This window comes from Amycolatopsis sp. NPDC051128 (assembly GCF_040682715.1).
GTDB lineage: Bacteria > Actinomycetota > Actinomycetes > Mycobacteriales > Pseudonocardiaceae > Amycolatopsis.
Genome location: NZ_JBFBBN010000044.1, coordinates 35,043 through 58,234, shown reverse-complemented (window position 1 = coordinate 58,234; position 23,192 = coordinate 35,043). Strand labels below are relative to the sequence as shown.

The window sequence follows — 23,192 nt, the reverse complement described above, 5'->3', positions numbered from 1 at the left end:
TGCCTCACTCCGCGGTGCTATCGGGCACCACCGCGGTGGAGAGCAGGCCCTGCTGAGCCGCCCGCATGCCCGCCTGGAACCGGGTTCGCACGCCGAGGCGGTCGAGCAGGTCACTCGTTCGCCGGTGCAGCGTCCGCAGGCTGACGCCGAGCTGCCGGGCGATCGCCTCGTCCTTGAGGCCGGCGGCGAGCAGGAGCAGCAGCCGCTCGTCGAAGCGGTTCTCCGGGTTCCCGGCGTCCGCGCGCCGGTCCGGCGGCACCGACGCCTCCCACAGCATTTCGAAGAGCAGGACCAGCACGCCGAGCAGTTGCGGCGACCGCACCACCAGCACCCCGTCGGCACCGGCCGGGCCCGCCACGAAGGGCAGCAGCGCGACCGCGCGGTCGGCGATCACCAGCTCCGTCGGCGGCCGGTCGTGGATCCGCACCTGCGTGGATTCGCCGACGGCGCGACCCGGGACCGTCCAGTCCGCCGGGGAGCAGATCCGCCGGCCACGCACGCCGCGCCGGCCGGGATCCGGCCAGTCGTCGTCACCGGGCTCCGGCGCGTCGGCGCCGGGCAGGCGGCCCAGGACCAGCAGCTCCCGCTCCGCCGTGGCCAGCACCTGCCGCAGGCGGGCCCGCACGGCCCGGGGACCCGCGACGAGCTCGAGGCGGTCTTCACCGCGCTGGGAATCCGCCGAGGGAAGCATGGCGAGTAACAGCTCCGCCTCGGCCTTGGCCAGCGCGGCGGCCTGCCGGTACCGCGCGAGCACCACCTCGACCGCGGTGTCCGGGGCGGCGGCGACGTACCGCGCGGGGCGGCCCGCGAGCGGGCTCACCACGCCGAGTTCGGTGAGCCGTGCCAGCGCGCGGCCGACGGAGCGGTCACCGAGACCCGCCTTCTCGGCGACGTCGGCCCTGGTCAGTCCCGGGTTTCGCAGCAGGACCAGGTACACCTGATCGTCGTCGGCCGGGACGCCGAGCCGTTCCAGCATGCCTGACCTCCCAGGTCGTCCTCCTGGGAACACGGAAACGATCAGCGCAACCCGTTGGACCGAACGGGCCATCTTCGGTTTGGCCAAAGGCGGCTTCGAGGGGTTTCTTGGTCTCGAATGCAGAAACCGGTGGCCGGCCGGGCGCGATACATCAGCCGGCCACCGGCGATCGGGGATGTCCGGGCAGCGTCTTCACCGCCACGAACATGAATGATTTTCACGAAAGGTAGGGCACCGCCGCCTGCCGGTCAACGGCGGGGGGTCGAAGACCAAACCGTATTGTGACGAAAGCCCGGCGCGACCGGCCACCCGACGGTTGATCATCGTACGAATGAACGCGATCGCCGACGAGCAATTGGCACAAACCAGCCAGCCGGACGGCCTGGCCGATTCCTGCCACCGGCGCGCTGAGCACGGGCCACCGCCTCGACGCGGCCGGTGGGCGAATCGTCGAATTCCCGCCCGCCCGGTATTTCCGTCATTCCCCGGCCGGAGCCGTCGCGAGCGCGCCACACGATTCCCGCACGACCAGGGTCGGCCAGAGCTGGACCCGGTGGACCGGCCGGTCACCGGCGTCGGTGACCCGCGCCAGCGCCAGTTCCGCGGCCAGCACGCCCAGCCGGTGCTTCTGCGGGCAGACCGCGGTCAACGGCGGGTCGGACGCCGCGGCCACTTCGTCGTCGTAGGTGACGACCGCGAGGTTCCCCGGCACCGCGACGCCGCGATCCCTGGCCCGCTCGACCAGCCCGATCGCCTCCCGGTCGGAATGCACGAGAAGGGCGCGGACCCCGTCGCGGCACAGGCGGGAAAGCAGGTCGTCGTACGACTCCGCCCAGCCCGCCGAGCCGTAGGGCGGCACGTCCGTGTCGCCGGACCCGCCCGCCTCCAGCCCGAGGGACTCGATGGCCTCGCGCCACCCGCGGCGCAGGGCGTGGCTGGTCGGGCTGGAGCGCGACGTCACGAGCCCGACCCGCCGGTGGCCCAGGCTCACCAGGTGGCGCACGGCCAGGCCGGCGCCGAGCGCGTGCGCCGTCGTGGCGGCGTCCAGGCCGAGGGTCGGCAGGTCGGGCGGCGGCAGGCGCTCGACCAGGACCACCGGGACGGTGAGGGAACCGAGCCAGCGGAGCAGTTCCCGCCCGGCCCGGCCCTCGGTCGACGGGGCGACCAGGAGGGTCTGCACGCCCCGTTCCAGCAGGTTCGCCACCTGGCGCCGGTCTTCGGCGGGGTCGTAGCTCGACGCGCGCAGGACCAGGCGCCCGCCCGCGGCGGCCACCGTCGTCTGGGCACCCCGGATCACCGGCGGCCAGTAGTACTCCACCGACGGCGCCACCATGCCGACGACCGCGCCGGGCGCCACCGGACCGGAGGCCGGCCGGAGGCCGCTCCGGTGGGGCTCCGGCTGTCCCGCGCGGACACGGGACAGCGTCACGCCGCCGTGGACGCGGTCGAGCAGGCCGCGATCGGCCAGTTCGGTCACGTCGCGCCGCACGGTCACGGCCGAGACGCCGAGCCGCTCGACGAGGTCGGCCAGCCGGACGGTGCCGTGCCGCCGCACCTCGGCGAGGATGATCTCGTGGCGCTCCGCGGCCAGCATCATCGCGCACGCTCGCCGCGGCGGGGAACCGGCGCACGGCCCGGGGAATCCGAGGAGACCACGGTGCCTCCCGATCGTTCCTGATCGAATTCGAGCGAGTTGCCGACCGGGAACTATGCCACACGGGGAAGGGCGGCCCCACCTTTCCGGGAAAGGCACAATCCGTTGCGCCGCACGGACCCGAACGGCCGAATGCCGCCACCCAGGTCAGTGAGATCCGCCGAACCACCGAACCGATCGCCGTTCGCCGCCGTATCCCCGGTAGAGATCGTCGAGGCGGGGAGCACCTGTGGCGCACGAAGGCCAGCTGATCGCGGCGCGCTACCGGCTGCTGAGTGCGATCGGCCGGGGCGCGGCGGGCGTGGTGTGGCGGGCCTGGGACGAGCGGCTCGAGCGCGTCGTGGCGCTCAAGCAGCTCGCCCGCGAGCCCGTGGCCGACGCGGCCGCGCCGTTCCGCTCCGTCGTGCGGGCCATGCGCGAGGCGAGGGTGACCGCCCGGCTGAGACACCCGCACGCCATCACCGTGCACGACGTCGTCGAGGGCGACGGAACCCCTTACCTGGTCATGGAGTACTTCGCTTCCCGGCCGCTGACCGAACTGCTCGAAGAACACGGGCCGCTCGATCCCCGGCGGGTCGCGCGGCTCGGCAGGCAGGTCGCGTCCGCGCTCGCCACGGCGCACGCCACCGGGGTGCTCCACCGCGACGTCTCGCCCAACAACATCCTGGTCGCGCCGGACGGCACCGCGAAGATCGCGGACTTCGGGGTGTCCCACGCCATGGGCGAGGGCACGATGACCGGCGGCGGGCTCGTCGTGGGCACGCCCGCCTACCTTTCCCCCGAAGTCGCGAACGGCACGGAGGCCGGCTACCCGTCGGACGTCTTCTCCCTGGGCGCCAGCCTGTACACCGCGGTGGAGGGCCAGCCACCCTTCGGCGTCGGGGAGAACCCGCTCGCGCTGCTCAAGCGCGTGGCGCTGGGCGAAATCGGCGCACCGCTCAACGCCGGGCCGCTGACGGCGGTCCTGGAGCGGCTGCTCCGCCGCGATCCCCGCGAGCGGCCCGGCATGGCCGACGCCGCCACCCTGCTCGCCGCGGTGGCCGAAGATCGGACGCCGTCCCCGCCGGCCGATCCGGGCCGGGCGGCGGCGCCGTCCGCGCGCCGCCGCGCCCTGACGCGAGGGGCCGTGGCCGGCTTCCTGGTCGCGGCCGGTGTCCTCGTCGGCGTTTCCGTCGTGCCCGGCTCGGGAGCGGACGCGGGCCCGGCGGTCCAGGCCCGGGCCACGGTGTCCTCCTCGGCCGCACCCGCGCCCTCGGACGTCCCGGCGGCTTCCCCGCCGGTCTGCAGTGCCCGCTTCGAAGTCACCAAGTCGTGGATGGGCGGGTACCAGGTCCTGGTCACCGTGCGCAATGACGGCCCGACGCCGCTCGGCGCCTGGACCGTGACCTGGAAGATGCCCGGTGGCGCGCGCGTCGACGACCTCTGGAACGGCAAGCTCGTCCAGCACGGGCCGACCGTGACCGTCGTCGGCGAGAAGTGGAACGCCACCGTGCGGGCCGGGGAGTCGACGACCTTCGGGCTGATCGCCGTGGCGAAGACACGGCTCGAAGCCATGCCTGCCCTGGCGTGCGAGACCCGCTGACGCCGGCCGTGGCGCATCGCGCCTCGCGAGTGTCCTCTAAGGACGGACCAGGCGAGCCGAACTACGTGAATCCTTGAGACAAAAGGGAAACCGTTCCCGACCCATCTGCGGCGATCTTGGAAGCGCTCCCATACCCGAGGGTAGCTTCGCCGTGCCGGTTTGTAAAGGCCGTGTCCGGATTGAACAAACGGCGGGGGTATCTCGTTCCAGTGGGTTGACCGCGACAGCTCGATGAAGGGGCACATTCATCGTGACAGCACCGTTCCAGCTCTCCGCGTTGCACCCGCTCACCCCGGCCGACCGCGCGACCTTCCAGCTCTTCGGGGCCGGACCAACGGCTCTGCCTCCGTTCAGCCGAATTCACCACGCCATCCAGGCGTGGGCCGCCCGCTGTCCACATGAGACAGCCGTGGAGCACCTCGGCGAGTCCCTCAGCTACGCCGAACTCGAGCACCGGGCCGATCGGCTGGCCGGCCTGCTCACCGGGCTCGGCGTGCGCCCGGGCGACCGGGTCGGGCTGTTCCTGACCCGGTCGATCCCGATGGTCGTCGGCATCCTCGCCGTGCTCAAGACGGGTGCGGCCTATGTGCCCCAGGACGTCAGGATCACGCCCGCCCGGCAGCTCCGCGACATCGTGCGCACCGCGGGCATCGGCATCGTGCTGACGACCGCGGCGCACGCGTCGAGCCTGCCGGCGGGCATCGGCGAGATCGTCCCGATCGACACGGTGCCCGACGGGACGCCACCCCGGCCGGCCGGGCTACCCGGCGGCGACACCGCGATGGTGATCTTCACGTCCGGGACGACCGGGCGGCCCAACGGCGTCCAGGTCACGCACGCCAACCTGTGCAACGTCCTGCTCACCCGGCCGGGTTCGCTGGGCATCGGGCCGGGCCGGCGCGTCGCCCAGCTGCTGAACATCGCGTTCGACATGGCCGCGTGGGAGATCCTCGGCACCCTGGCCAACGGCGGAACCCTGCTGATCCGCGATGACGACATCCAGCGGGCCGCCGGCCGCGCCGACGTCATCATCGCGACGCCCAGTGTCCTTTCCGGACTGGACCCGGACGCCTGCGGCCGCGTCCGCACGGTCGCGGTGGCGGGCGAGCGGTGTTCGCCGGCGCTGGCCGAAACGTGGTCGCGCCGGGCCGTCTTCCACAACTCCTGCGGCCCCACCGAGGTCACGATCGTCAACACGGTGCAGCGCTACCGCCGTGACGGTGTCCTCACGATCGGCCGTCCGGTCCCGAACACCACGGTGTACATCCTCGACGACGAGCTGAAGCCGTGCCCGGTCGGCGAAGTCGGCGAGATGTGGGCCGGCGGCGCGTGCGTGACCGCCGGCTACCTCGGCAACGAAGTCCTGACCGCCGAGCGCTACCGGCCCGACCCGTTCCTGGGCGGCCGGCACCGGATGTTCCGCACGAGAGACCTGGCGCGGTGGACCCCGGACGGGCAGCTGGAACACCACGGCCGCACCGACGACCAGGTGAAGGTGCGCGGCTTCCGGATCGAACTGGACGCCGTCACCTGCGCGCTGGAGCAGAGTCCGGGCTGCGTGCGGGCCTCCACCGTGCTGCACGAGGGCCGGCTGGTCGGGTTCGTCAGCCCCGGCACCGTGTCGCCGGATTCCGCGCGACGGACGGTCGAGGAGCGGTTGCCGTACTACAGCGTGCCGACGGTCATCCTGCCCGTCGACCGGCTGCCGGTCACCGACCGCGGCAAGGTCGACCGCCGCGCGCTGCTGTCGCGGCTGGACCAGCCGGGAGTGCTGGAGACCGTGGCGTGACGGAGACACCGACGCGGCGGACCACGGTGCCGCCGGCCGAAAGCTCGCTGCGCGCCCGGCTCCGGCGTCGCCCCTTCACCCCGCACAACCGGCTCGCCGCCGCGGTCGTGCTGGTGAATCTCGGGTGTTTCGCCGTCGACGCCCCGGCCATGATCGCCGCCAACCTCACCCTGGCGGTGCTGATCCGGCAGCAGTACGTGATCAACCTGCTGTTCCGGCTCGCCACCGGCGCGCCGAAGCACTGGCCGCTGCGGGTCCGGTGGGCGCTGGGCAAGGTCTACCACTTCGGCGGCCTGCACGTCGGGGCCGCGTGCTGCGCCACCGCGTGGTTCCTCGTCCTGGCCGCGACCACGCGGGCGGACATCCTGACGTGGACGATCGCGGCACTCCTGGTCGCGCTGGTGGGGTTCGCGCTCCCCGCGGTCCGGGCCCGCCGGCACGACCGGTTCGAACGGACCCACCGGTTCGGCGGCTGGGCCGTGCTCGTCCTGCTCGCCGTCCATTCGGTGCTGTCCGGCGACCGGATTTCCCTCTGGCTCCTGCCGGTCGTGGTCGCCAGCGTGGTGCTGCCGTGGCTGCGGCTGCGCCGGGTCCCGGTCCGGATCGTCCGGCCCTCGCCGCACGTGGCCATCGTCCACTTCGACCACGGGGTGACCCCGTTCGCCGGGTCCTCCACCGCGGTGAGCCGCAATCCGTTGGTGGAGTGGCATTCCTTCGCGAACGTGCCCGCTCCCGGCCGCACCGGGTTCCGGCTGACGATCTCGCGGGCCGGGGACTGGACCGGCGCGCTCATCGACGACCGGCCCGCTCGCGTGTGGGTCAAGGGGATCCCGACCGCGGGCGTGGGGAACATCGACAAGCTCTTCACGTCGGTGGTGTGGGTGGCGACCGGCAGCGGGATCGGGCCGTGCCTGCCCCACCTGCTCTCGGGTGCCACCCCGGCGCGCCTGGTCTGGTCGACGCGCCATCCCCGGCAGACCTACGGCGACGCGCTCGTCGACGAAATCCTGGGGGCCCAGCCGGACGCGATCGTCTGGGACACCGACAGCACCGGCAAACCCGACCTCGTCGCGCTGGCCTGCCAGGCCTGGGCCGAATCCGGCGCCGAGGCCGTGATCTGCATTTCCAACAAGAAGACCACCTGGCACGTCGTCGAAGAACTGGAAGCCCGTGGCATCCCGGCCTTCGGCGCGATATGGGACTCCTGAGGAGACGGCAATGGACTACCGGACACTCGGCACCGAGACGCGGGACGGCATCACGACCGTGACCGTGACCCGCCCCGAAGCACGCAACGCCCTCTCCCGCCGCACGCTCACGGAGCTGCTCCACGTGGTCGGCGGCGCCACCGGCCCCCTGATCCTCACCGGCGCGCCCGGGCCGGCGTTCGTCGCCGGCGCGGACATCCGCGAGATGGCCCGGATGACCCCCGAAGAGGGCGAGGAGTTCGGACGGCTCGGGCAGGCGGTCACCAGCCTGCTCGAATCCGTCCGCGTCCCGGTGATCGCCTGCGTGGACGGCTACGCGTTCGGCGGCGGCTGCGAGCTCGCGCTGGCGTGCGATTTCGTCTACGCCACCGAGAAGTCGGTGTTCGGTCAGCCGGAGGTGACGCTCGGGCTGATCCCGGGCTTCGGCGGGTGCGTCCGGCTGCAGCAGCAGGTGGGGCCGGCCCGCGCGCGGGAGCTGATCTACTCCGGCCGGCGGGTGGACGCCGCCGAAGCACAGCGGATCGGTCTGGTGAACGAGCTCTTCCCCGACCGCGACGCCATGCTCACGGCCGCGCGGCACACGCTGACCGCGATCGGCCGGAACTCGCCGTCCGCCGTCTCCCTGTGCAAGGCCACCATCAACGCGGCCCGCGGGCAGGACGTCCGCACCGGCCTGCTGGCGGAGCTGGCCGCGTTCCGGCAGGCGTTCACCACGCCCGACCGGCACGAGGGCACCGCGGCCTTCCTCGCCAAGCGCGAGCCCGCGTTCTCGCGGCACTGGGAGGTGTGACATCAACGAGAGCCGCACCGCCCAGCTGCGTGTCCTGCACGACGAGCACGCGCCCGGGCTGTGGCGCTACGTGCTGCAGCTCACCGGCGACGACCAGTTCGCCCACGACGTCGTCCAGGAAGCGCTGCTGCGCGTCTGGAAGACCCCCGGCATCCTCGAACAAGGAATGGCCGCGGCGCGGGCGTGGCTCTACACGGTGGCCCGCAACGTGGTCATCGACGAGCGGCGCAGCGCGCGGGCCCGCCGGGAGGTCGGCAGCGAGCACGTCCCGGAGCCCCAGCGCACGGACCCGACGGAATCGGCGCTGGACGCCTGGCTGGTGGCCGACGCCCTCGTCCAGCTGACCCTGGACCACCGGACCGTGATCCTGCGCGCGTACTACCTCGGGCAGTCGGTCGCCGAGCTGGCCGAGGTCCTGGAGATACCACCGGGCACCGTGCGGTCGCGGCTGCACTACGGTCTCCGCGCCCTCCGCCTCGCGCTGCAGGAGCGGGGGGTGACCGGGCCTTGAACACCCCGGCGGACCCGTACCGCGACTGGGATGTCGCCTACGTACTGGGCTCGCTCTCCCCCGCCGAACGACGGGAGCTCGAGCGTCATCTCGCCGAGTGCCCGACCTGCGCCGGCAACGTCGGCGAGCTGGCCGGGATGCCGGGCATCCTCGCCTCGTTGTCCCCCGAGCGGGCGCTCGAGCTCCTGGACCCGGCCGGGCCGCCACCGCAGGCCCCGCCGCGCCGGCTTTCCCGGCTTTCCCGGCGACGGGAACGAGCCCGCTTCGCCGCGGCCCTCGCCGGCGCCGCCGCGGCCGGCGCCGCGCTCGCGCTGGCCGCCGCCCGAGCGAGCCGCGGGAACCAGGCCCGGCGCCGGTGACGCGATCGGCGTCGTGGCCCTGAAAATTACATTTCCGGGATGAAAGTTACGTCCGCGCCGAGGCGGTCGAAAGCCGTTGATGAGTAGTATCCCATCGACTCCGCGGCTCGTCCGGAAAAATCTCGAACCAGGCCATGCCGTGCTCTTGACTGGGTACCGGACCAAGCGCTGTCATGGGTGGCCAGGATGAGCCGGACTCATGGGGGAACGAGTCCGCGCGGCGAGCACCAAACTCAGCAGCCAACGTCCTCCTCGGACGGCGACCCCCGGGAGCAAGCCATGAATTCCGCGTCCTCGCTGAGGAAGCGCTTACTCCGTCCGGTACCCGTGCTGACGGTGCTGGCGGCGGTCCTGGCCGGCACGGTGACCATGCCGGCCGTGGCGTCGGCGGCCTCGGCGCCACTGGTGAGCGCGGCGTCCGGGCGGTGCCTGCAGGCGAAAGGCGCCGTGGACACGCCGGGGACGGCGCTGGAGATCCGGGACTGCACCGGCCAGGCGAGCCAGGCGTTCGAATTCACCGCTGCCGGTGAGCTGCGGGCGGCGAACGGCACCCGGTGCGTGGACACCGCCGCCAGCCCGCCCTCGGCGGGCACCGCGGCGATCATCGCCACGTGTGGCGGGCAGGCCGGCCAGCAGTGGCGGGCGAACGCCGACGGCTCGGTCACCGCTGTCCAATCAGGACTCTGCCTGGACGTCAACGGGGCGCAGACGGCCAACGGCACCGCGGTCATCGTGTGGACCTGTCACGGGCAGACCAACCAGAAGTGGAGCCAGCCCACGACGCCGCCACCTCCAGGTGCCAGCCCCTGCGACATCTACGCTTCCGGTGGGACACCGTGCGTCGCGGCGCACAGCACCGTGCGGGCGCTGTACAGCACGTACAACGGCAACCTCTACCAGGTCCGGCGCTCGTCGGACAACACGACCCGCAACGTCGCCGTCCTGGCCGCGGGCGGTGTCGCGAACGCCGCGACGCAGGACTCGTTCTGCGCCGGGACCTCGTGCGTCGTCACCGTGGTCTACGACCAGTCCGGCCGGGGGAACGACCTGTGGTACCAGGGTTCGAGCCAGGTGCCGGGGTCGCCCCAGAGCAAGCCCGCGAACGCGACGTCGGAGTCGCTGACCGCCGGCGGGAACAAGGCCTACTCGCTCTACATCAACCCCGGCAACAGCTACTGGCGCAACGGTTCCGCCACCGGCGTCCCCACCGGGAGCGCGCCGGAAGGCATGTACATGGTGACCAGCGGCACGCACGTCAACAGCGGCTGCTGCTTCGACTACGGCAACAGCGAAACCACGCGCAAGGCCGACGCCGCGGGCGCCATGGACGCGATCAACTTCAGCAAGCAGTGCTGGTTCGGCGGCTGCTCCGGCACCGGCCCCTGGGTCCAGGCCGACCTCGAATGGGGCCTGTTCCCCGGCGGCAGCAAGAGCTGGAACCCGAACCAGCGGGCCTTCACCAGCAAGTTCGTCACCGCGACGCTGAAGAACAACGGGACGACGCGGTTCGCGATGAAGGGCAGCAACGCGCAGTCCGGCAGCCTCGCCACGCTGTGGGACGGCGCGCTCCCGTCCGGGTACAACCCGATGAAGAAGCAGGGAGCGATCATCCTGGGCAGCGGCGGTGACTGCTGCAAGCCCGACGGCGGCGCCAACCTGAGCGCGGGCACGTTCTACGAAGGAGCCATGGTCTCGGGCTATCCGTCCGACGCCACCGAGAACGCCGTGCAGGCCAACATCGTCGCGGCCGGCTACCGCTGAACCGGAGTCTTCGCCGGCGACCCGCGCCGGGTCGCCGGCGAACCCCTGCCCACCACCGGCCTTCGAGGGACCCTGACATGAGGCGACACCACCTCGGCGCCGCCCGCCGGGCCCTGGCGACGGACGGCCGGATGACCCGCCTCCCGGCGGTGAGGGGGAAATCCGTGAAGCGCCAGTACCTTTCCGGTCCGGAAAGCGTCTTCTCCCCTTGCGCGAAGCCGCTACCCTTGACCCGATGAATCCTGACGGCGAGGTACCCGGAACGCCCACACTGGCCGACGTGGCGCGCGCGGCCGGCGTGTCGACCGCGACCGCGTCCCGGGTGCTCAACGGCTTCGCCCGGGTGCGGCCGGAAACGCGGCAGCAGGTCGAAGCCGCCATGCTGGCGCTGGGCTACGCCCGCCGTCGCGCGGTGGCACTGAAGGACCTGCGGCGCACCGGGTCGATCGCGCTCGTGGTGTGCGAGGAGATGCGCCGGCTGTTCACCGACCCCTACGTCGGACGAGTGGCGACCGGGGCGAACCGGGAGCTGGCCGGGGCCGGCCCCCACCTCGTGCTGCTCACCGTCCCCGCCACGGAGAACGGCCGCGCGTCGGCCATGCGTTACCTGGGCGAGGGCCACGTGGACGGAGCATTGGTCGTCAGCATGCGCGGCAAGCGGTCGCTCGAACCGGGCCGGCTCGGCGTTCCCGTGGTCTTCTGCGGGCGTCCCCCGGGCCGCGAGGACGCCGACCGCTATTCCTATGTGGACGCGGACAACCGGGGCGGCGCGGAGCAGGCCATCCGGCACCTGATCACCGGCGGCCGGTCTTCGATCGCGACCGTCGCCGGACCGCAGGACATGGCCGCGGGCGCCGACCGGCTCCTCGGCTACCAGCACGTGACCCGCGAAGCCGGCTGCTTCGATCACCGGATGGTGGTGTTCGGCGACTTCGGTCAGGCTTCCGGCGAGCACGCCACGGCCCGGCTGCTGGAGCGCAAACCGGAGGTGGACGCGATCTTCGCCGCGTCCGACCTCATGGCCGTCGGCGTGCTCCGCGCGTTGCGCCGGGCGGGCAGGCGCGTCCCCGACGACGTGGCCGTGATCGGCTTCGACGACCTCCCGATCGGCCGGCACGCCGACCCGCCGCTCACGACGGTGCGCCAGCCGGTCGAGGACATGGGCGCCCGCATGACGCGTGAGCTGCTGACGCTGATCACCGGGCCGGACACCCCCCGGCGCGCGGTGTTCGACACCGAGCTGGTGATCCGCGAATCAGCCTGACGCCCACGATTCCGGCAGCACAGCCCGGCGCCGCAGCGGCCCAGCTCATGCGCCCCAACGTGGCATTCGGTGCATCCAACGCACCGAACGCCACATTGGGTGCATCCAACGCAACCAACGCCACATTGGGGCGCTTCAGACCGGCCGGACGCCCACGATTCCGGCAGCACAGCCCGGCGCCGCGACGGCCCAGCTCATACGCCCCAATGTGGCATTCGGTGCATCCAACGCACCGAACGCCACATTGGGTGCATCCAACGCAACCAACGCCACATTGGGGCGCTTCAGGCCAGCGGGCGCGTCGTCAGGTTTGCCGCTTGCCGCTGGTGATGCGGGACATCACCAGCGCGACCAGGATGATCGTCCCGTTCAGCGCGCCGATCCACTGCGCCGGGACCCCGGCCAGGGTCAGCACGTTCTGGATCATGTAGAGCAGGAGGATGCCGGTGAACGCCCCGAACAGCGTGCCGCGGCCGCCGTTGAGGCTCACGCCGCCGATGACCGCGGCGGCGAACACGGTGAAGATGTAGCCGTTGCCCTGCCCCGAGGCGACCGAAGCCAGCCGTCCGGACAGCAGGAGCCCGCCGAGCGCGGCGAGCACGCTCGCGCCGATCAGCACGATCCACACGACGCGGTCGGTCCGGATGCCCGCGGCCTTCGCCGCGTCCGGGTTGCCGCCGATCGCGTAGAGGCTGCGGCCGAACCGCGTGTACCCGAGCAGCACGATCCCGCCGGCGAACAGCAGCACGCAGATCCAGATCGACGCCGGGACCCCGGCCCACAGGGTGGTGCCGAGGTACAGCATCCCGTCGGGCAAGCCGAAGAAGGTCTGGCCGCCGGAGATCCCGGTGAGCAGGCCGCGCAGGACGATCAGCATGCCGAGCGTCACCACGAACCCGCTCAGCCCGAACCGGACGATCAGCACCGCGTTCAGCGCGCCCACCAGCACCCCGACGGCGAGCACGACCAGGACCGCGGCCCACCCGGGCAGCAGCCCGAGCGAATGGCCGCCGCCGACGGTCAGCCAGGCCGCCACGCCGGGGGCCAGCCCGAACGTCGATTCCAGCGACAGGTCCATCTTGCCGACCACCAGGACCATCGTCTGCGCGAGCACCAGCAGCGCGATCTCCGACATCGTCTGCAGGATGTTGATCAGGTTGTCGTACTGGAGGAACACCGGGTTCACCAGCTGGCCGACCACGGCGATCGCGATGATGCCGGGCACGAGGGCGAAGTCGCGCAGCCGGGCGAGCGCGAGCCGGTGCGCACCGGGCGCCGCGGGGGCGGTGGCCCTCGGCTCGGCGTCGTGGAGCGCGGTGGGGGTCTCAGGCATCGAGGTCGACTCCTTCCATGGCGGCCACGACCTCGCGGTCCTGCCAGCCTGCGGGGAATTCGGTGGCCGGCCGGCCGTGGGTCAGCACCACCAGCCGGTCGCACAGGCGCAGGTCGTCCAGTTCGTCGGAGGCGATCAGCACCGCGGTGCCCGCCTCCGCGGCTTCGGCGATCTTGCCGAGGAGGAACTCCTTGGACCGCACGTCGACGCCGGCGGTGGGGGTGATCAGGACGAGCAGCCGTGGGTCGCCGGCCAGCGCGCGGGCCAGCACGACCTTCTGCTGGTTCCCGCCCGAGAGGGCCGAGACCGGCAGCTCCGGCCCGGGTGTCTTGACGGCCAGCCGGGTGATCATCGTCCCGGCCAGCCGGTCGCGCTCGGCGGACCTGACGAAGATGCCGGGGCCGAGCCGGTCCATGACGGTCATCGTGGCGTTGTCCGCGATGGACATCTCCGGCACGAAACCCTGGTGGTGCCGGTCTTCCGGGACGAACCCGACCCCGGCGGCCAGGGCCGCCGGGACGTCACCGGGCCGGATCCGGCGGTCTCCGATGTGGACGGTCCCGGCGTCGGCCTTGCGCAGCCCCACGACGGTCTCGGCGACCTCGGTCTTGCCGCTGCCGCCCGCCCCGGCCAGCCCCACGATCTCGCCGGGGGCGACGTCGAAGGACACCCCGGCGTAGACGGGATCGAGACTCAGGTCGCGCACGCGCAGCACCGGTGGCGCACCGCGGCGCGCCGACGTCGTGCGGGCCTCGGCCGCCGAGCCGGTGTCCTCCCCCGTCATCGCCGCCACCAGCCCGGCGCGCGGCAGGTCGGCCACCGGCGCGGTCAGCACGTGCCGGGCGTCGCGGTAGACGGTGACCGTGTCGCAGATGTCGTAGACCTCCTGCAGGTGGTGGCTGATGAACAGGAACGTGACGCCCTGGCGCTGGAGCTCGGCGATGTGCTCGAACAGCCGCGTGATCGCGGCGCCGTCGAGCTGCGCGGTCGGCTCGTCGAGGATGACGAACCGCGCGCCGAACGACAGCGATCGGGCGATCTCGACGAACTGGCGCTGCTCGACGCTCAGCTCCCCCGCCGGACGGCGGACGTCGACGGCCACCGACCAGCGGTCGAGCAGCTCCTCGGCCGCCCGCCGGACGGCGGACCAGCGCAGCAGGCCACCGCGGGTCTCCTGCCGGTTGAGGAACAGGTTCTCCGCGACGGACAGGTCCGGGATGATCGTGGACTTCTGGTACACGCACGCGACCCGGGCGCGCCACGCGTCCCGGTCGGCCGCGCGCGGCGCCGGTTCCCCACCGAAGAGAACGGTTCCGGAGTCCGGGCCGGTCAGTCCGGTGAGGACGGACACCAGCGTCGACTTGCCCGCGCCGTTGCGGCCGACGAGGGCGTGCGTCTGTCCCGGAAGGACAGTCAGGTCGGCGTGGTCCAGCGCGACTGTGGCGCCGTAGCGCTTGCACACCTGGTGCGCCTCGACCACCGGCACGGTGCTCATGTTCGCTTCCTCTCTGAAGCGGGACGCCGGTGGCGTCAGCCCTTGCTGTTGCCCCACAAGGACTGGTCGTCGACCTTGACGCTGGGCACCGGCCCGAAGGTGGCGCCGTCGGCGGTGACCAGCGGCGCGGCCAGCTGGTCCTCCATCAGACCCTCGCGGATCTGGAGGATCGTGCTGTCGTGGTCGGTCTTGCCCGGCACCGGCTTCTTACCCGCGATGGCGTCCTTGACGTACTGCAGGGCGTATTTGGCGAACTGGTCCGCGGGCTGCGAGACGGTGGCGTCGATCTCGCCGGCGCGGATCTTGTTCAGCTCCTCGGCGATCCCGTCGTTCGACACGATGAACACGTGCTTCGGGTCCGTGGCGGGGACGAGCAGGCCGCGCTGCTTGAGCAGCTGGAGCGTCCCGGCCAGCGCGAAGCTGGACTCCATGTAGACGCCCTTGATGTCCGGGTTGGCCGTCAGCCGGGTCTGCAGCTTCTGGGCCGCGGTGTTCGCTTCCCAGTTGGTGGCCTCGCCGAACACGGTGACGCCGGGGAAGTTCTTCGCCATGCACTCGTTGAACGCCTCGGTGCGGTCCCGGCCGTTGATCGAGTCGAGACCGCCTTCGAGCATCACGACCTTGCCCTTGCCGCCGAGCTTGGTCCCGAGGAACTGGCAGGCCTTCTCACCGTAGGCGCGGTTGTCCGCGCGGACGACCATGTAGACGTCACCCTGGTCGGGGCGGGTGTCCACGGAGACGACGGGGATCTTCTTCGCCGCCAGCTGCTGCAGCGTCGGGACGATCGCGGCGGTGTCCTGGGGCGCCATGACGACGCCCTTGACGCCCTGGCTGATCATGGTCTGGACGTTCGCGGTCAGGTTCGCGATGTCGTTCTGGGAGTTGGTGGTCTTGAGGTCGAGGGCGAGTTCCTTGGCGTACTGGGGAACGTACTTGATGTAGGCGTTCCAGAAGTCGGTGTCGGAGCGGGGGTAGTCGACGCCGACGACCGTGCTGCCGGAGGCCCCGGTCGAGCCGCTTCCGCTGCAGCCGGCCAGCGTGGCCGCGGTCAGCACGCCGGCTACGGCGGCACACAGGACTGAGAACTTCATGACCTCTCCTCGTTGAGCGGTGGGGGACGGAGCCGCAGGCCGGCCATGCCGCCGTCGACGGCGAGATCGGTGCCGGTGGTCGCACCGGCGTCCGGGCCGGCCAGGTAACAGATGGCCGCGGCGACTTCTTCGGCCGTGACCAGCCGTCCGGTCGGTTGCCGGGCGGCCAGCGCCGCCAGCTCGGCTTCGGGGTCTTCGGCGGCGGCCAGCAGCCGGTCGATCCACGGGGTGTGCGCGGTGCCGGGGTTGACGCAGCAGACCCGGATGCCTTCCCGCAGATGGTCGGCGGCCATCGCGCGGGTCAGCGCCAGCACCGCGCCTTTCGTGGCGCTGTAGAGGGCGCGCTGCGGAAGCCCGGCGGTGGCGGCGATCGAGCAGGTGTTCACGATCGCCGCGTGCCGGGAGCGGCGCAGGTACGGCAGCGCGGCCCGGCTCACCCGGACCATGCCGACCACGTTGACGTCGAACACCCGGTGCCATTCGGCGTCGTCGTTGTCCTCGACGGTGCCCTGCGCGCCGATCCCCGCGTTGTTCACCAGGATGTCCAGGCCGCCCAGCCGGTCCACGGCCTTGGCGACCCCGGCGCGCACCGACTCGTCGTCCGACACGTCGGCGAGAACGCCGGTCAGCGGCGGCCCGGCCGTTTCCTGGAGATCGAGGCTGACGACGTCGGCGCCGCGGTCGGCCAGGAGCCGGGCCGTGGCCAGCCCGATGCCCGAGGCGCCACCGGTGACGACGGCACGCAGGCCTTCGAACCCCCGCGTGCTCACGCGACCACCGCCTTGGCGGTGTCCTGCCACACCGGGCCGTCCGGGAACCGGTACCGGGCCACGGATTCCGCGTGCAGGCGCGCCCCGAGTCCGGGCCGCGTCGGGGCTTGGTAGTGCCCCGCCGTGATCCGCACCGGATCGACGAAGTGCTCGTGCAGGTGGTCCACGTACTCGATGACCCGGTCCTGCTGGGTCCCGCTGACCGCGACGTAGTCGAACATCGACAGGTGCTGCACCATTTCGCAGAGCCCGACCCCGCCGGCGTGCGGGCACACCGGAACGCCGAACTTCGCGGCCAGCAACAGGATCGCGATGTTTTCGGTGACACCGGCGACGCGGCTCGCGTCGAGCTGGAGGATGTCGATCGCCCCGGCCTGCAGCAGCTGCTTGAACATCACGGCGTTGTGGGTGTGCTCGCCGGTGGCGACCTTGATCGGGGCCACCGCCCGCCGGATGGCGGCGTGGCCGAGCACGTCGTCCGGGGACGTCGGTTCCTCGATCCAGTACGGGTCGAACTCCGCCAGCGGCGCCAGCCATTCGATGGCCTGGTCCACGCCCCAGGCCTGGTTGGCGTCGAGCGCGATCCGGATGTCCGGTCCCACCACCGTGCGGGCCAGCCGCAGCCGGCGGACGTCCTCGTCGCGGTCGGCGCCGACCTTCAGCTTGATCTGGGTGAACCCGTCCCGCACGGCTTCGGCCGCGAGCTTGGCCAGTTTCTCGGACGAGTACCCGAGCCAGCCGGGGGTCGTGGTGTAGGCCGGGTACCCGGTGGCGAGCAGCTCGGCTTGGCGCCGCGCCCGGCCCGGCTCCGCGCGCCGCAGGATGTCCAGCGCCTCTTCGCGGGTGAGCGCCTCCCGGAGGTAGCGGAAGTCGACCAGCTCGACCAGCTCCTCCGGCGGCATCTCGGAAAGCAGCCGCCAGACCGGCTTGCCTTCGAGGCGGGCCTTCAGGTCCCAGGCCGCGTTGACGATCGCGGCGGCGGCCATGTGGATGGCGCCCTTCTCCGGCCCCAGCCACCTCAGCTGGCTGTCGCCGGTGAGCCGGCGCGAGAAGCCGCCGAGGTCGGAAAGCGCTTCCGCCAGCGGCATCCCGAGCACCAGCGGGATCAGCGCCCGGATCGCGGCGACCTGGACGTCGTTGCCGCGCCCGACGGTGAAGGCCAGGCCGAACCCTTCGTGCCCGCCGCTGGTCCGGATCGTCACGTAAGCGGCCGAGTAGTCGGGTTCCGGGTTCATCGCGTCGGATCCGTCGAGATCGAGCGAGGTGGGGAACCGGACGTCCACGGCGTCGACGGCACTGATCACTTCGACCACGCGGCCACCTCTCACTAGGCTTCGATGCCCGGCGCCCCGATGCCGGTGAACGGCGCTTAAAGCCGGGAGACAACATATGTATGGCTACGCGGAGGGCGGGCGATTGTCCAGACCGTGTCCGTAACGCGGCGATAACTTGGACTCCGCGTGACTGGTGTTGACACCGAGTAGCACCGGTCGCGATCCGCCGAAGAACTCTCGACCGAGACATCATATGTCTGTTAGGTTCCGAAGCGGCTCGATTGGGCAGCAGCGTGCACTCGCGGAGGACTCGACGATGCGTTTCCAACGACTGGGCGACCGCGGCCGGGAGATCCCCGTCGTCCTCGACGCGACCGGGCGGGCGTGGGACCTCCGGCCACTCACCGCGGACATCGACGGGGCCTTCCTGGCCGGCGACGGCCCCGCCCGGGCCGCGGCGGCCCGCGGCCGCGGGACCCTGCCGGAGCTGGACACCGAAGGTCTGCGCGTCGGCGCGCCGGTGAGCCGCCCGGGGAACCTGGTCTGCATCGGCCTGAACTACTCCGACCACGCCGCGGAGACCGGCGCCGAGCCGCCCCGCGAACCCGTCGTGTTCCTCAAGGCCACCAACACGATCGTCGGCCCCGACGACACCGTCCTGCTCCCGCGGACCAGCGCCAGGACGGACTACGAGGTCGAACTCGCCGTCGTCGTGGGCCGGACCGCGCGCTACCTCGCGACCCCGGACGACGCCGCCGGGGTCATCGCGGGCTACGCGGTCTCCGACGACGTCAGCGAGCGCGACTTCCAGCACGAGCGCGGCGGGCAGTGGACGAAAGGCAAGTCCTGCGAGACCTTCAACCCGCTCGGCCCGTGGCTCGTGACCGCCGACGAGGTGAGCGACCCGCAGGCACTGGGCCTGCGGCTGGCGGTCAACGGGCAGCCCCGCCAGGAGGGCAGCACGAAGAACATGCTCTTCGGCGTGCACCACATCCTCTGGTACCTGAGCCAGTTCATGGTGCTCGAGCCCGGCGACGTCGTGAACACCGGCACGCCGGCCGGGGTCGCCTTCGGCGCCAACGACTTCCCCTACCTCGCCGAAGGCGACGAAGTGGAAGTGAGCATCGACGGCCTGGGCACCCAGCGCCACCGGGTGGGCCAAGCATGACCCGGGTCGACGCCCACCACCACCTCTGGGACCTGTCCGCCCGCCGTCAGGACTGGCTGGAGGGCGCGGAGATGACGCCGATCCGCCGTGACTTCGGGGTGCCGGACCTCGAAGCGGTGACCGGGCGCGCCGGGGTCGGCCGGACCGTGCTCGTCCAGGTCCTGCCCGACCTCGACGAGACGGTGGAGTTCCTGGCGCTGGCCGCGGCGAACCCGCTGATCGCCGGCGTCGTCGGCTGGGCCGACCTGACGTCGTCCACTGTGGACGCCGACCTCGCGCGGCTGCGGGCCGCGCCCGGCGGAGAGCTCCTGGCCGGCATCCGCCACCTGGTCCAGGCGGAACCGGATCCGCGGTGGCTGGTCCGCGACGACGTCCTGCGCGGCCTGCGCGCGGTCCGCGACGCCGGCCTCGCCTACGACCTGCTCGTCGTGCCGCACCAGCTGCCCGCGGCGATCGAAGCCGTGCGGGCGGTGCCCGGTCTCGCCTTCGTCCTGGACCACCTCGGGAAGCCCCCGGTCGCCACCGGCGAGACCGAGCCGTGGGCGGGCCACCTGAAGACCCTGGCCGCCGAACCGGGGGTGACCGCCAAGCTCTCGGGCCTGGTCACCGAGGCCGACCGCGAGCGCTGGACGGCCGCGGATCTCCGCCCCTACGTCGAGACCGCGCTGGCCGCGTTCGGCCCGGACCGGCTGATGCTGGGCTCCGACTGGCCGGTGTGCCTGCTCGCGGCCGGCTACGAAACCGTGTGGCGGGCAACGGAATCCCTGCTCACCGAGCTGACCGGCGCCGAGCGCGCCGCGATCTCCGGCGGCACCGCGAGCCGGGTCTACCAGCTGGATCGGCGATGACGACCGTCAAGCTCGCCCGCGGGCGAGCCGGGCTCGACCTGACCATCGACCCGGCGGTTTCCGAAGCCGGGCCACCGCCGCGCGAGCTGTTGGTCCCGGCGATCCTCGAAGGGCCGGCCGGGATCGTGCGGCGCGACGACGTCGTCGCCGCGGCCCACCGGCCCGGGCCGCTCCTGCGGGCGGTCTCCGCGCCCGCCGTCGCGGCGGTCCGGTGAGCACCGCCCGCCGGGCGGGCTCGCTGGTCGACCGGCTGGCCGCGCTCGGCCCGGTCGCCGTCGCCTTCTCCGGTGGCGCCGATTCGGCGCTGGTCCTCGCCGCCGCCGTCCGGGCCGCCGGGCCCGCCGACGTCCTGGCCGTCACCGCGCATTCCGCCGGCCTCGCCGCGGCGGAACTCACCGCCGCGCGGGCGTTCGCCGCCCGCCTGCGCGTCACCCACCTGACCGCGCCGGCCGCCGAGCCGGACCAGTCCGCGAACGGCCGCGACCGCTGCTCCTTCTGCGGGGCCACGGTGCTCGGCACGGTCACCGCGCTCGCCCGGTCCCACGGCATCGCGGTCGTGGCCACCGGCACGAACGCCGACGACGCCATCGGCCCGTTCCGCCCCGGCAGCCGGGCGGGCGGCGAAGCCGGCGTGGTCACTCCCCTGCGTGACGAGGGCCTCCGCAGAGCGGAAGTGCGGGCGATCAGCCGGCTGTGGGGTCTGTCCACAGCGGACAAACCGGCGATGCCCTGCCTGGCCGGCCGGGTGCGGTACGGCGTCCCGGTCACCGTCGCCACGCTGGCGAGGATCGAGCGGGCCGAAGCCGCCGTCCGGTCCGTGCTCGGCCGCCGCGGCCTGGTCTGCCGCCGGCTGCGCGTCCGCGACCTCGGCGGCCGCGCCCGCGTCGAGCTCGACCGGCCGCTGGCCGAGCGGCTCTGCCACGACACCGAGCTCCTGGGCGTGGTCCGGTCCCAGGGCTTCGCCGAAGCGGCCGTCACGGTCTTCCGCTCCGGCGCGCTCAACCACGCGCCCGCCGGGCCACTAGGGTGATCAGCAGGCGGAATCCGAGGAGCACACCATGTCGAGGTCCTTGACCGACGAGGCGATCGACCGGATCCGGGGCTTCGTCCAGTCCGGCCGGTTCCCCGCCGGTTCGAAGCTGCCGCCGGAGCAGGAACTGGCCACGGAGCTCGGCATCTCCCGCAGCCCGATGCGCGAGGCGGTCAAGGCGCTCACCCTGGCCCGCGTCCTGGAGATCCGGCGCGGCGACGGCACCTACGTCACCAGCCTGGCCCCCAGCCTGCTCCTCGAAGGGCTCGGCAGCGCCGTGGCCCTCATGGGCGGCGGCAGCGTGCTGGAACTGACCGAGGTGCGCCGGCTGCTGGAGCCCGCCGCCACCGGGCTGGCCGCCACCCGCATCACCGACGAGCAGCTCGCCGGGGTGGCGGAGCTCCTCGACGCGATGCACGACGCGGTCGACGACGTCGAGCGCCTCACCGTGCTGGACGCGGCCTTCCACCGGACGGTGACCGCCGCGACGGGCAACGAAACCCTGACCACGCTGCTGGACGGGATCTCCTCCCGCACCCTGCGCGCCCGGGTCTGGCGCGGCACCGTCGACCGCGGCGTCACGGGCACGACGCTGGCCCAGCACCGGGCCATCTACACCGCGCTGGCCAACCGCGATCCCGGCGTCGCCACCGCCGCGGCCCTGATGCACGTGGACACCTCGGAACGCTGGCTGAAGGCGCACCTCGCGGACGTCGAGGAGCTGACCGGCGAGTAGGGCTGCGGCCGGGAAGGTGCACCGGTTCGGGCCAGGTGGCGACGGTCGCGGCCCGGCATCATGCGCCCCAATGTGGCGTTGGTTGCGTCCAGCGCACCGAATGTGGCGTTCGATGCGTCAGACGCACCCAAAGTGGCATTCGGTGCGTCCAGCGCACCCAAAGTGGCATTCGGTGCGTCCAGCGCACCCAAAGTGCGTTCGGTCAACGCCGGGCAGTTAGCTGCGGCAGCGAGCTGTCAAGCTGCCCGATTGGCCCGATTAGCCCGGTTTCAGGTGCTCGCCCGGAAGGCCGTTCGGTGCGTCCAGCGCACCCAAAGTGGCATTCGGTGCGTCCAGCGCACCCAATGTGGCATTCGGTGCGTCCAGCGCACCCAACGCCACATTGGGGCGCTTGAAGCCGACCAGACGGCCAGGGCCTGACCGGCGCCTACTGTCCACATCGGATAGAAAGCGGTTCCCATTGACATCCAGCCGGGGTTCACCGACGAGAACGCGATCAACGAGAACTCGGTGCTCGCCTGGGTCGCCGCCTTCGTGAGCGGCCGGGCCGCTCGGTCAGCCGAAGACCCTTCGCTGGATTTCGCGGCGGTAGTCGTCGAGGGTGTTGTCGAGGTGCGTGGCGGTCGCCTGGGCCGCCACCTCGGGCTCGCCGTTGCGGATGGCCCGGTAGATCGCCGCGTGCTCCTCGACGGCCGCGGCCACGTGACCGCCGAGGGTGCCGTGCAGCGCGATCGTGCTCGACTGCCGCTGGAGCCTGCGTGCCTCGCGGACCGCGGTGACCAGGAAGAAGTTGTGCGACGCGGTGGCGATCCCGATGTGGAAGTCGTCGTCGCCCTGGCCGAAGAGCTCGGTCCGGTCGGTCAGGTGCGCGTGGCGGCAGGTCTCGACCGCGCTCTCGATCGTCTTCAGCTCGGCGGGGGTCGCGCGGGTCGCGGCCAGCCGCGCCGCCTCCATCTCCTGGACCCGGCGGAACTCGAAGAGCATGTAGATGTGTTCGAGGTCGGTGGGCAGGAAGAACCCGCCCCAGCGGCCGGCGCCCAGCATGCCCTCGTCGTCGGCGACGTAGAGCCCCCGGCCCTTCTGGGCCTTGACCCGGCCGATCGCGGAGAGGATCTTGACCGCCTCGCGCACCACCGTCCGGCTCGTCTCGAGGTGCGCGGCCAGCTCGTTTTCGGTGGGCATCCGGTCGCCGGGGCGCAGGCCCCGCTCGGCGATCAGCTGGAGCACCTGCTCGGCGACCAGCTCGTACCGCGGCCGGTAGGTGCTTTCGGCGACCGCCGGCGGTGGCGTCGTGGCGTTCGGGGGTGTGGCAAGACCGTCCACCGGCGTCCCTCCTCGGCTAGCGTTCTTCCAGTATGCCCTACCTGGCCGCAAAGAGGCCGCCCTTCCGGTACTTACCTGAAGATGAGTCGTACTCATTACGCCATTCTTCACGCCAGACGGCGGTATCCGTGCCGCCAATAGGCGCAGTGCCCTGGCGCGAGCGGCTCTCCGCCGACGGGATAAGCAGGCTTAACCCTTGACAGCCCGCCGGGCCGGATGACCTAATACCG

21 protein-coding genes are annotated in these 23,192 nt (G+C 72.2%); 13 read left to right on the top strand and 8 right to left on the bottom strand.

Annotated elements, in window-relative coordinates:
• Positions 1–4 precede the first annotated feature (4 nt).
• Positions 5–976: a helix-turn-helix domain-containing protein gene (locus AB0M82_RS34110; protein WP_364730921.1), complete on the bottom strand. Its 972-nt coding sequence runs from the start codon at positions 974–976 to the stop codon at positions 5–7.
• Positions 977–1,454: 478 nt separating this feature from the next.
• Positions 1,455–2,573, bottom strand: coding sequence for a substrate-binding domain-containing protein (locus AB0M82_RS34105; RefSeq protein ID WP_364730919.1), 1,119 nt, complete (start codon positions 2,571–2,573; stop codon positions 1,455–1,457).
• Between the two features lie 286 nt (positions 2,574–2,859).
• Here AB0M82_RS34105 and AB0M82_RS34100 point away from each other — a divergent pair, with 286 nt between their 5' ends.
• The 8 genes from AB0M82_RS34100 to AB0M82_RS34065 all read left to right on the top strand — a co-directional run bounded on the left by AB0M82_RS34100 (position 2,860) and on the right by AB0M82_RS34065 (position 11,894).
• Positions 2,860–4,212, top strand: a complete 1,353-nt coding sequence (locus AB0M82_RS34100) for a protein kinase (RefSeq protein ID WP_364730917.1) — start codon at positions 2,860–2,862, stop codon at positions 4,210–4,212.
• 250 nt (positions 4,213–4,462) lie between these two features.
• Positions 4,463–6,001 (top strand): amino acid adenylation domain-containing protein, encoded by a 1,539-nt coding sequence (locus tag AB0M82_RS34095; protein ID WP_364730915.1) that lies wholly within the window; start codon positions 4,463–4,465, stop codon positions 5,999–6,001.
• Positions 5,998–7,209: a hypothetical protein gene (locus AB0M82_RS34090; RefSeq protein WP_364730913.1), complete on the top strand. Its 1,212-nt coding sequence runs from the start codon at positions 5,998–6,000 to the stop codon at positions 7,207–7,209. Before AB0M82_RS34095 ends, AB0M82_RS34090 begins: the two co-directional genes overlap by 4 nt.
• A 10-nt stretch (positions 7,210–7,219) precedes the next feature.
• Positions 7,220–7,999, top strand: a complete 780-nt coding sequence (locus AB0M82_RS34085) for an enoyl-CoA hydratase-related protein (protein ID WP_364730911.1) — start codon at positions 7,220–7,222, stop codon at positions 7,997–7,999.
• 1 nt (position 8,000) lies between these two features.
• A complete protein-coding gene (locus tag AB0M82_RS34080) occupies positions 8,001–8,510 on the top strand; it encodes a sigma-70 family RNA polymerase sigma factor (RefSeq protein ID WP_364730983.1) in 510 nt (169 codons plus the stop codon).
• Complete coding sequence (locus tag AB0M82_RS34075) at positions 8,507–8,869, top strand: zf-HC2 domain-containing protein (protein WP_364730908.1); 363 nt, start codon at positions 8,507–8,509, stop codon at positions 8,867–8,869. Before AB0M82_RS34080 ends, AB0M82_RS34075 begins: the two co-directional genes overlap by 4 nt.
• A 279-nt stretch (positions 8,870–9,148) precedes the next feature.
• Entirely contained in the window at positions 9,149–10,630 is a 1,482-nt protein-coding gene (locus AB0M82_RS34070; protein WP_364730905.1) for an arabinofuranosidase catalytic domain-containing protein, read from the top strand.
• A 235-nt stretch (positions 10,631–10,865) separates the two neighbouring features.
• A complete protein-coding gene (locus tag AB0M82_RS34065) occupies positions 10,866–11,894 on the top strand; it encodes a LacI family DNA-binding transcriptional regulator (RefSeq protein WP_364730902.1) in 1,029 nt (342 codons plus the stop codon).
• A 304-nt stretch (positions 11,895–12,198) separates the two neighbouring features.
• Here the strand turns inward: AB0M82_RS34065 and AB0M82_RS34060 are convergent, their stop codons facing one another.
• The 5 genes from AB0M82_RS34060 to AB0M82_RS34040 are packed head-to-tail and all read right to left on the bottom strand — an operon-like array spanning position 12,199 to position 17,896.
• Positions 12,199–13,227, bottom strand: coding sequence for an ABC transporter permease (locus AB0M82_RS34060; protein ID WP_364730899.1), 1,029 nt, complete (start codon positions 13,225–13,227; stop codon positions 12,199–12,201).
• Positions 13,220–14,722 (bottom strand): sugar ABC transporter ATP-binding protein, encoded by a 1,503-nt coding sequence (locus AB0M82_RS34055; protein WP_364730896.1) that lies wholly within the window; start codon positions 14,720–14,722, stop codon positions 13,220–13,222. The genes AB0M82_RS34060 and AB0M82_RS34055 overlap by 8 nt, the downstream gene beginning before the upstream one ends.
• A gap of 35 nt (positions 14,723–14,757) precedes the next feature.
• Entirely contained in the window at positions 14,758–15,813 is a 1,056-nt protein-coding gene (locus AB0M82_RS34050) for a sugar ABC transporter substrate-binding protein (protein ID WP_364730894.1), read from the bottom strand.
• The gene (locus AB0M82_RS34045; protein WP_364730892.1) at positions 15,810–16,583 is read right to left on the bottom strand and encodes an SDR family oxidoreductase; all 774 of its coding nucleotides are present in this window, start codon (positions 16,581–16,583) and stop codon (positions 15,810–15,812) included. Before AB0M82_RS34045 ends, AB0M82_RS34050 begins: the two co-directional genes overlap by 4 nt.
• Positions 16,580–17,896: an enolase C-terminal domain-like protein gene (locus AB0M82_RS34040; RefSeq protein ID WP_364730889.1), complete on the bottom strand. Its 1,317-nt coding sequence runs from the start codon at positions 17,894–17,896 to the stop codon at positions 16,580–16,582. Before AB0M82_RS34040 ends, AB0M82_RS34045 begins: the two co-directional genes overlap by 4 nt.
• A gap of 277 nt (positions 17,897–18,173) precedes the next feature.
• Here AB0M82_RS34040 and AB0M82_RS34035 point away from each other — a divergent pair, with 277 nt between their 5' ends.
• The 5 genes from AB0M82_RS34035 to AB0M82_RS34015 are packed head-to-tail and all read left to right on the top strand — an operon-like array spanning position 18,174 to position 21,639.
• Positions 18,174–19,025 (top strand): fumarylacetoacetate hydrolase family protein, encoded by an 852-nt coding sequence (locus AB0M82_RS34035; protein WP_364730887.1) that lies wholly within the window; start codon positions 18,174–18,176, stop codon positions 19,023–19,025.
• A complete protein-coding gene (locus tag AB0M82_RS34030; protein ID WP_364730885.1) occupies positions 19,022–19,873 on the top strand; it encodes an amidohydrolase family protein in 852 nt (283 codons plus the stop codon). Before AB0M82_RS34035 ends, AB0M82_RS34030 begins: the two co-directional genes overlap by 4 nt.
• Positions 19,870–20,088 (top strand): hypothetical protein, encoded by a 219-nt coding sequence (locus AB0M82_RS34025; RefSeq protein ID WP_364730883.1) that lies wholly within the window; start codon positions 19,870–19,872, stop codon positions 20,086–20,088. Before AB0M82_RS34030 ends, AB0M82_RS34025 begins: the two co-directional genes overlap by 4 nt.
• On the top strand, positions 20,085–20,903 hold the full coding sequence (locus AB0M82_RS34020) for an asparagine synthase-related protein (protein ID WP_364730881.1): 819 nt from the start codon (positions 20,085–20,087) through the stop codon (positions 20,901–20,903). The genes AB0M82_RS34025 and AB0M82_RS34020 overlap by 4 nt, the downstream gene beginning before the upstream one ends.
• A 28-nt stretch (positions 20,904–20,931) precedes the next feature.
• Complete coding sequence (locus tag AB0M82_RS34015) at positions 20,932–21,639, top strand: FadR/GntR family transcriptional regulator (RefSeq protein ID WP_364730879.1); 708 nt, start codon at positions 20,932–20,934, stop codon at positions 21,637–21,639.
• 555 nt (positions 21,640–22,194) lie between these two features.
• Here the strand turns inward: AB0M82_RS34015 and AB0M82_RS34010 are convergent.
• Positions 22,195–22,962 carry an FCD domain-containing protein gene (locus AB0M82_RS34010; RefSeq protein ID WP_364730876.1) on the bottom strand — a complete coding sequence of 256 codons (768 nt, stop codon included), beginning with the start codon at positions 22,960–22,962 and terminating at the stop codon, positions 22,195–22,197.
• Positions 22,963–23,192: the final 230 nt, after the last annotated feature.

Excerpts from the sequence above, each read along its gene's own strand:
- AB0M82_RS34110 (WP_364730921.1), bottom strand. The coding sequence starts at position 976 with ATGCTGGAACGGCTCGGCGTCCCGGCCGACGACGATCAGGTGTACCTG.
- AB0M82_RS34015 (WP_364730879.1), top strand. The coding sequence starts at position 20,932 with ATGTCGAGGTCCTTGACCGACGAGGCGATCGACCGGATCCGGGGCTTC.
- AB0M82_RS34055 (WP_364730896.1), bottom strand. The coding sequence starts at position 14,722 with ATGAGCACCGTGCCGGTGGTCGAGGCGCACCAGGTGTGCAAGCGCTAC.
- AB0M82_RS34060 (WP_364730899.1), bottom strand. The coding sequence starts at position 13,227 with ATGCCTGAGACCCCCACCGCGCTCCACGACGCCGAGCCGAGGGCCACC.
- AB0M82_RS34035 (WP_364730887.1), top strand. The coding sequence starts at position 18,174 with ATGCGTTTCCAACGACTGGGCGACCGCGGCCGGGAGATCCCCGTCGTC.
- AB0M82_RS34065 (WP_364730902.1), top strand. The coding sequence starts at position 10,866 with ATGAATCCTGACGGCGAGGTACCCGGAACGCCCACACTGGCCGACGTG.
- AB0M82_RS34070 (WP_364730905.1), top strand. The coding sequence starts at position 9,149 with ATGAATTCCGCGTCCTCGCTGAGGAAGCGCTTACTCCGTCCGGTACCC.
- AB0M82_RS34105 (WP_364730919.1), bottom strand. The coding sequence starts at position 2,573 with ATGATGCTGGCCGCGGAGCGCCACGAGATCATCCTCGCCGAGGTGCGG.
- AB0M82_RS34085 (WP_364730911.1), top strand. The coding sequence starts at position 7,220 with ATGGACTACCGGACACTCGGCACCGAGACGCGGGACGGCATCACGACC.
- AB0M82_RS34050 (WP_364730894.1), bottom strand. The coding sequence starts at position 15,813 with ATGAAGTTCTCAGTCCTGTGTGCCGCCGTAGCCGGCGTGCTGACCGCG.
- AB0M82_RS34030 (WP_364730885.1), top strand. The coding sequence starts at position 19,022 with ATGACCCGGGTCGACGCCCACCACCACCTCTGGGACCTGTCCGCCCGC.
- AB0M82_RS34025 (WP_364730883.1), top strand. The coding sequence starts at position 19,870 with ATGACGACCGTCAAGCTCGCCCGCGGGCGAGCCGGGCTCGACCTGACC.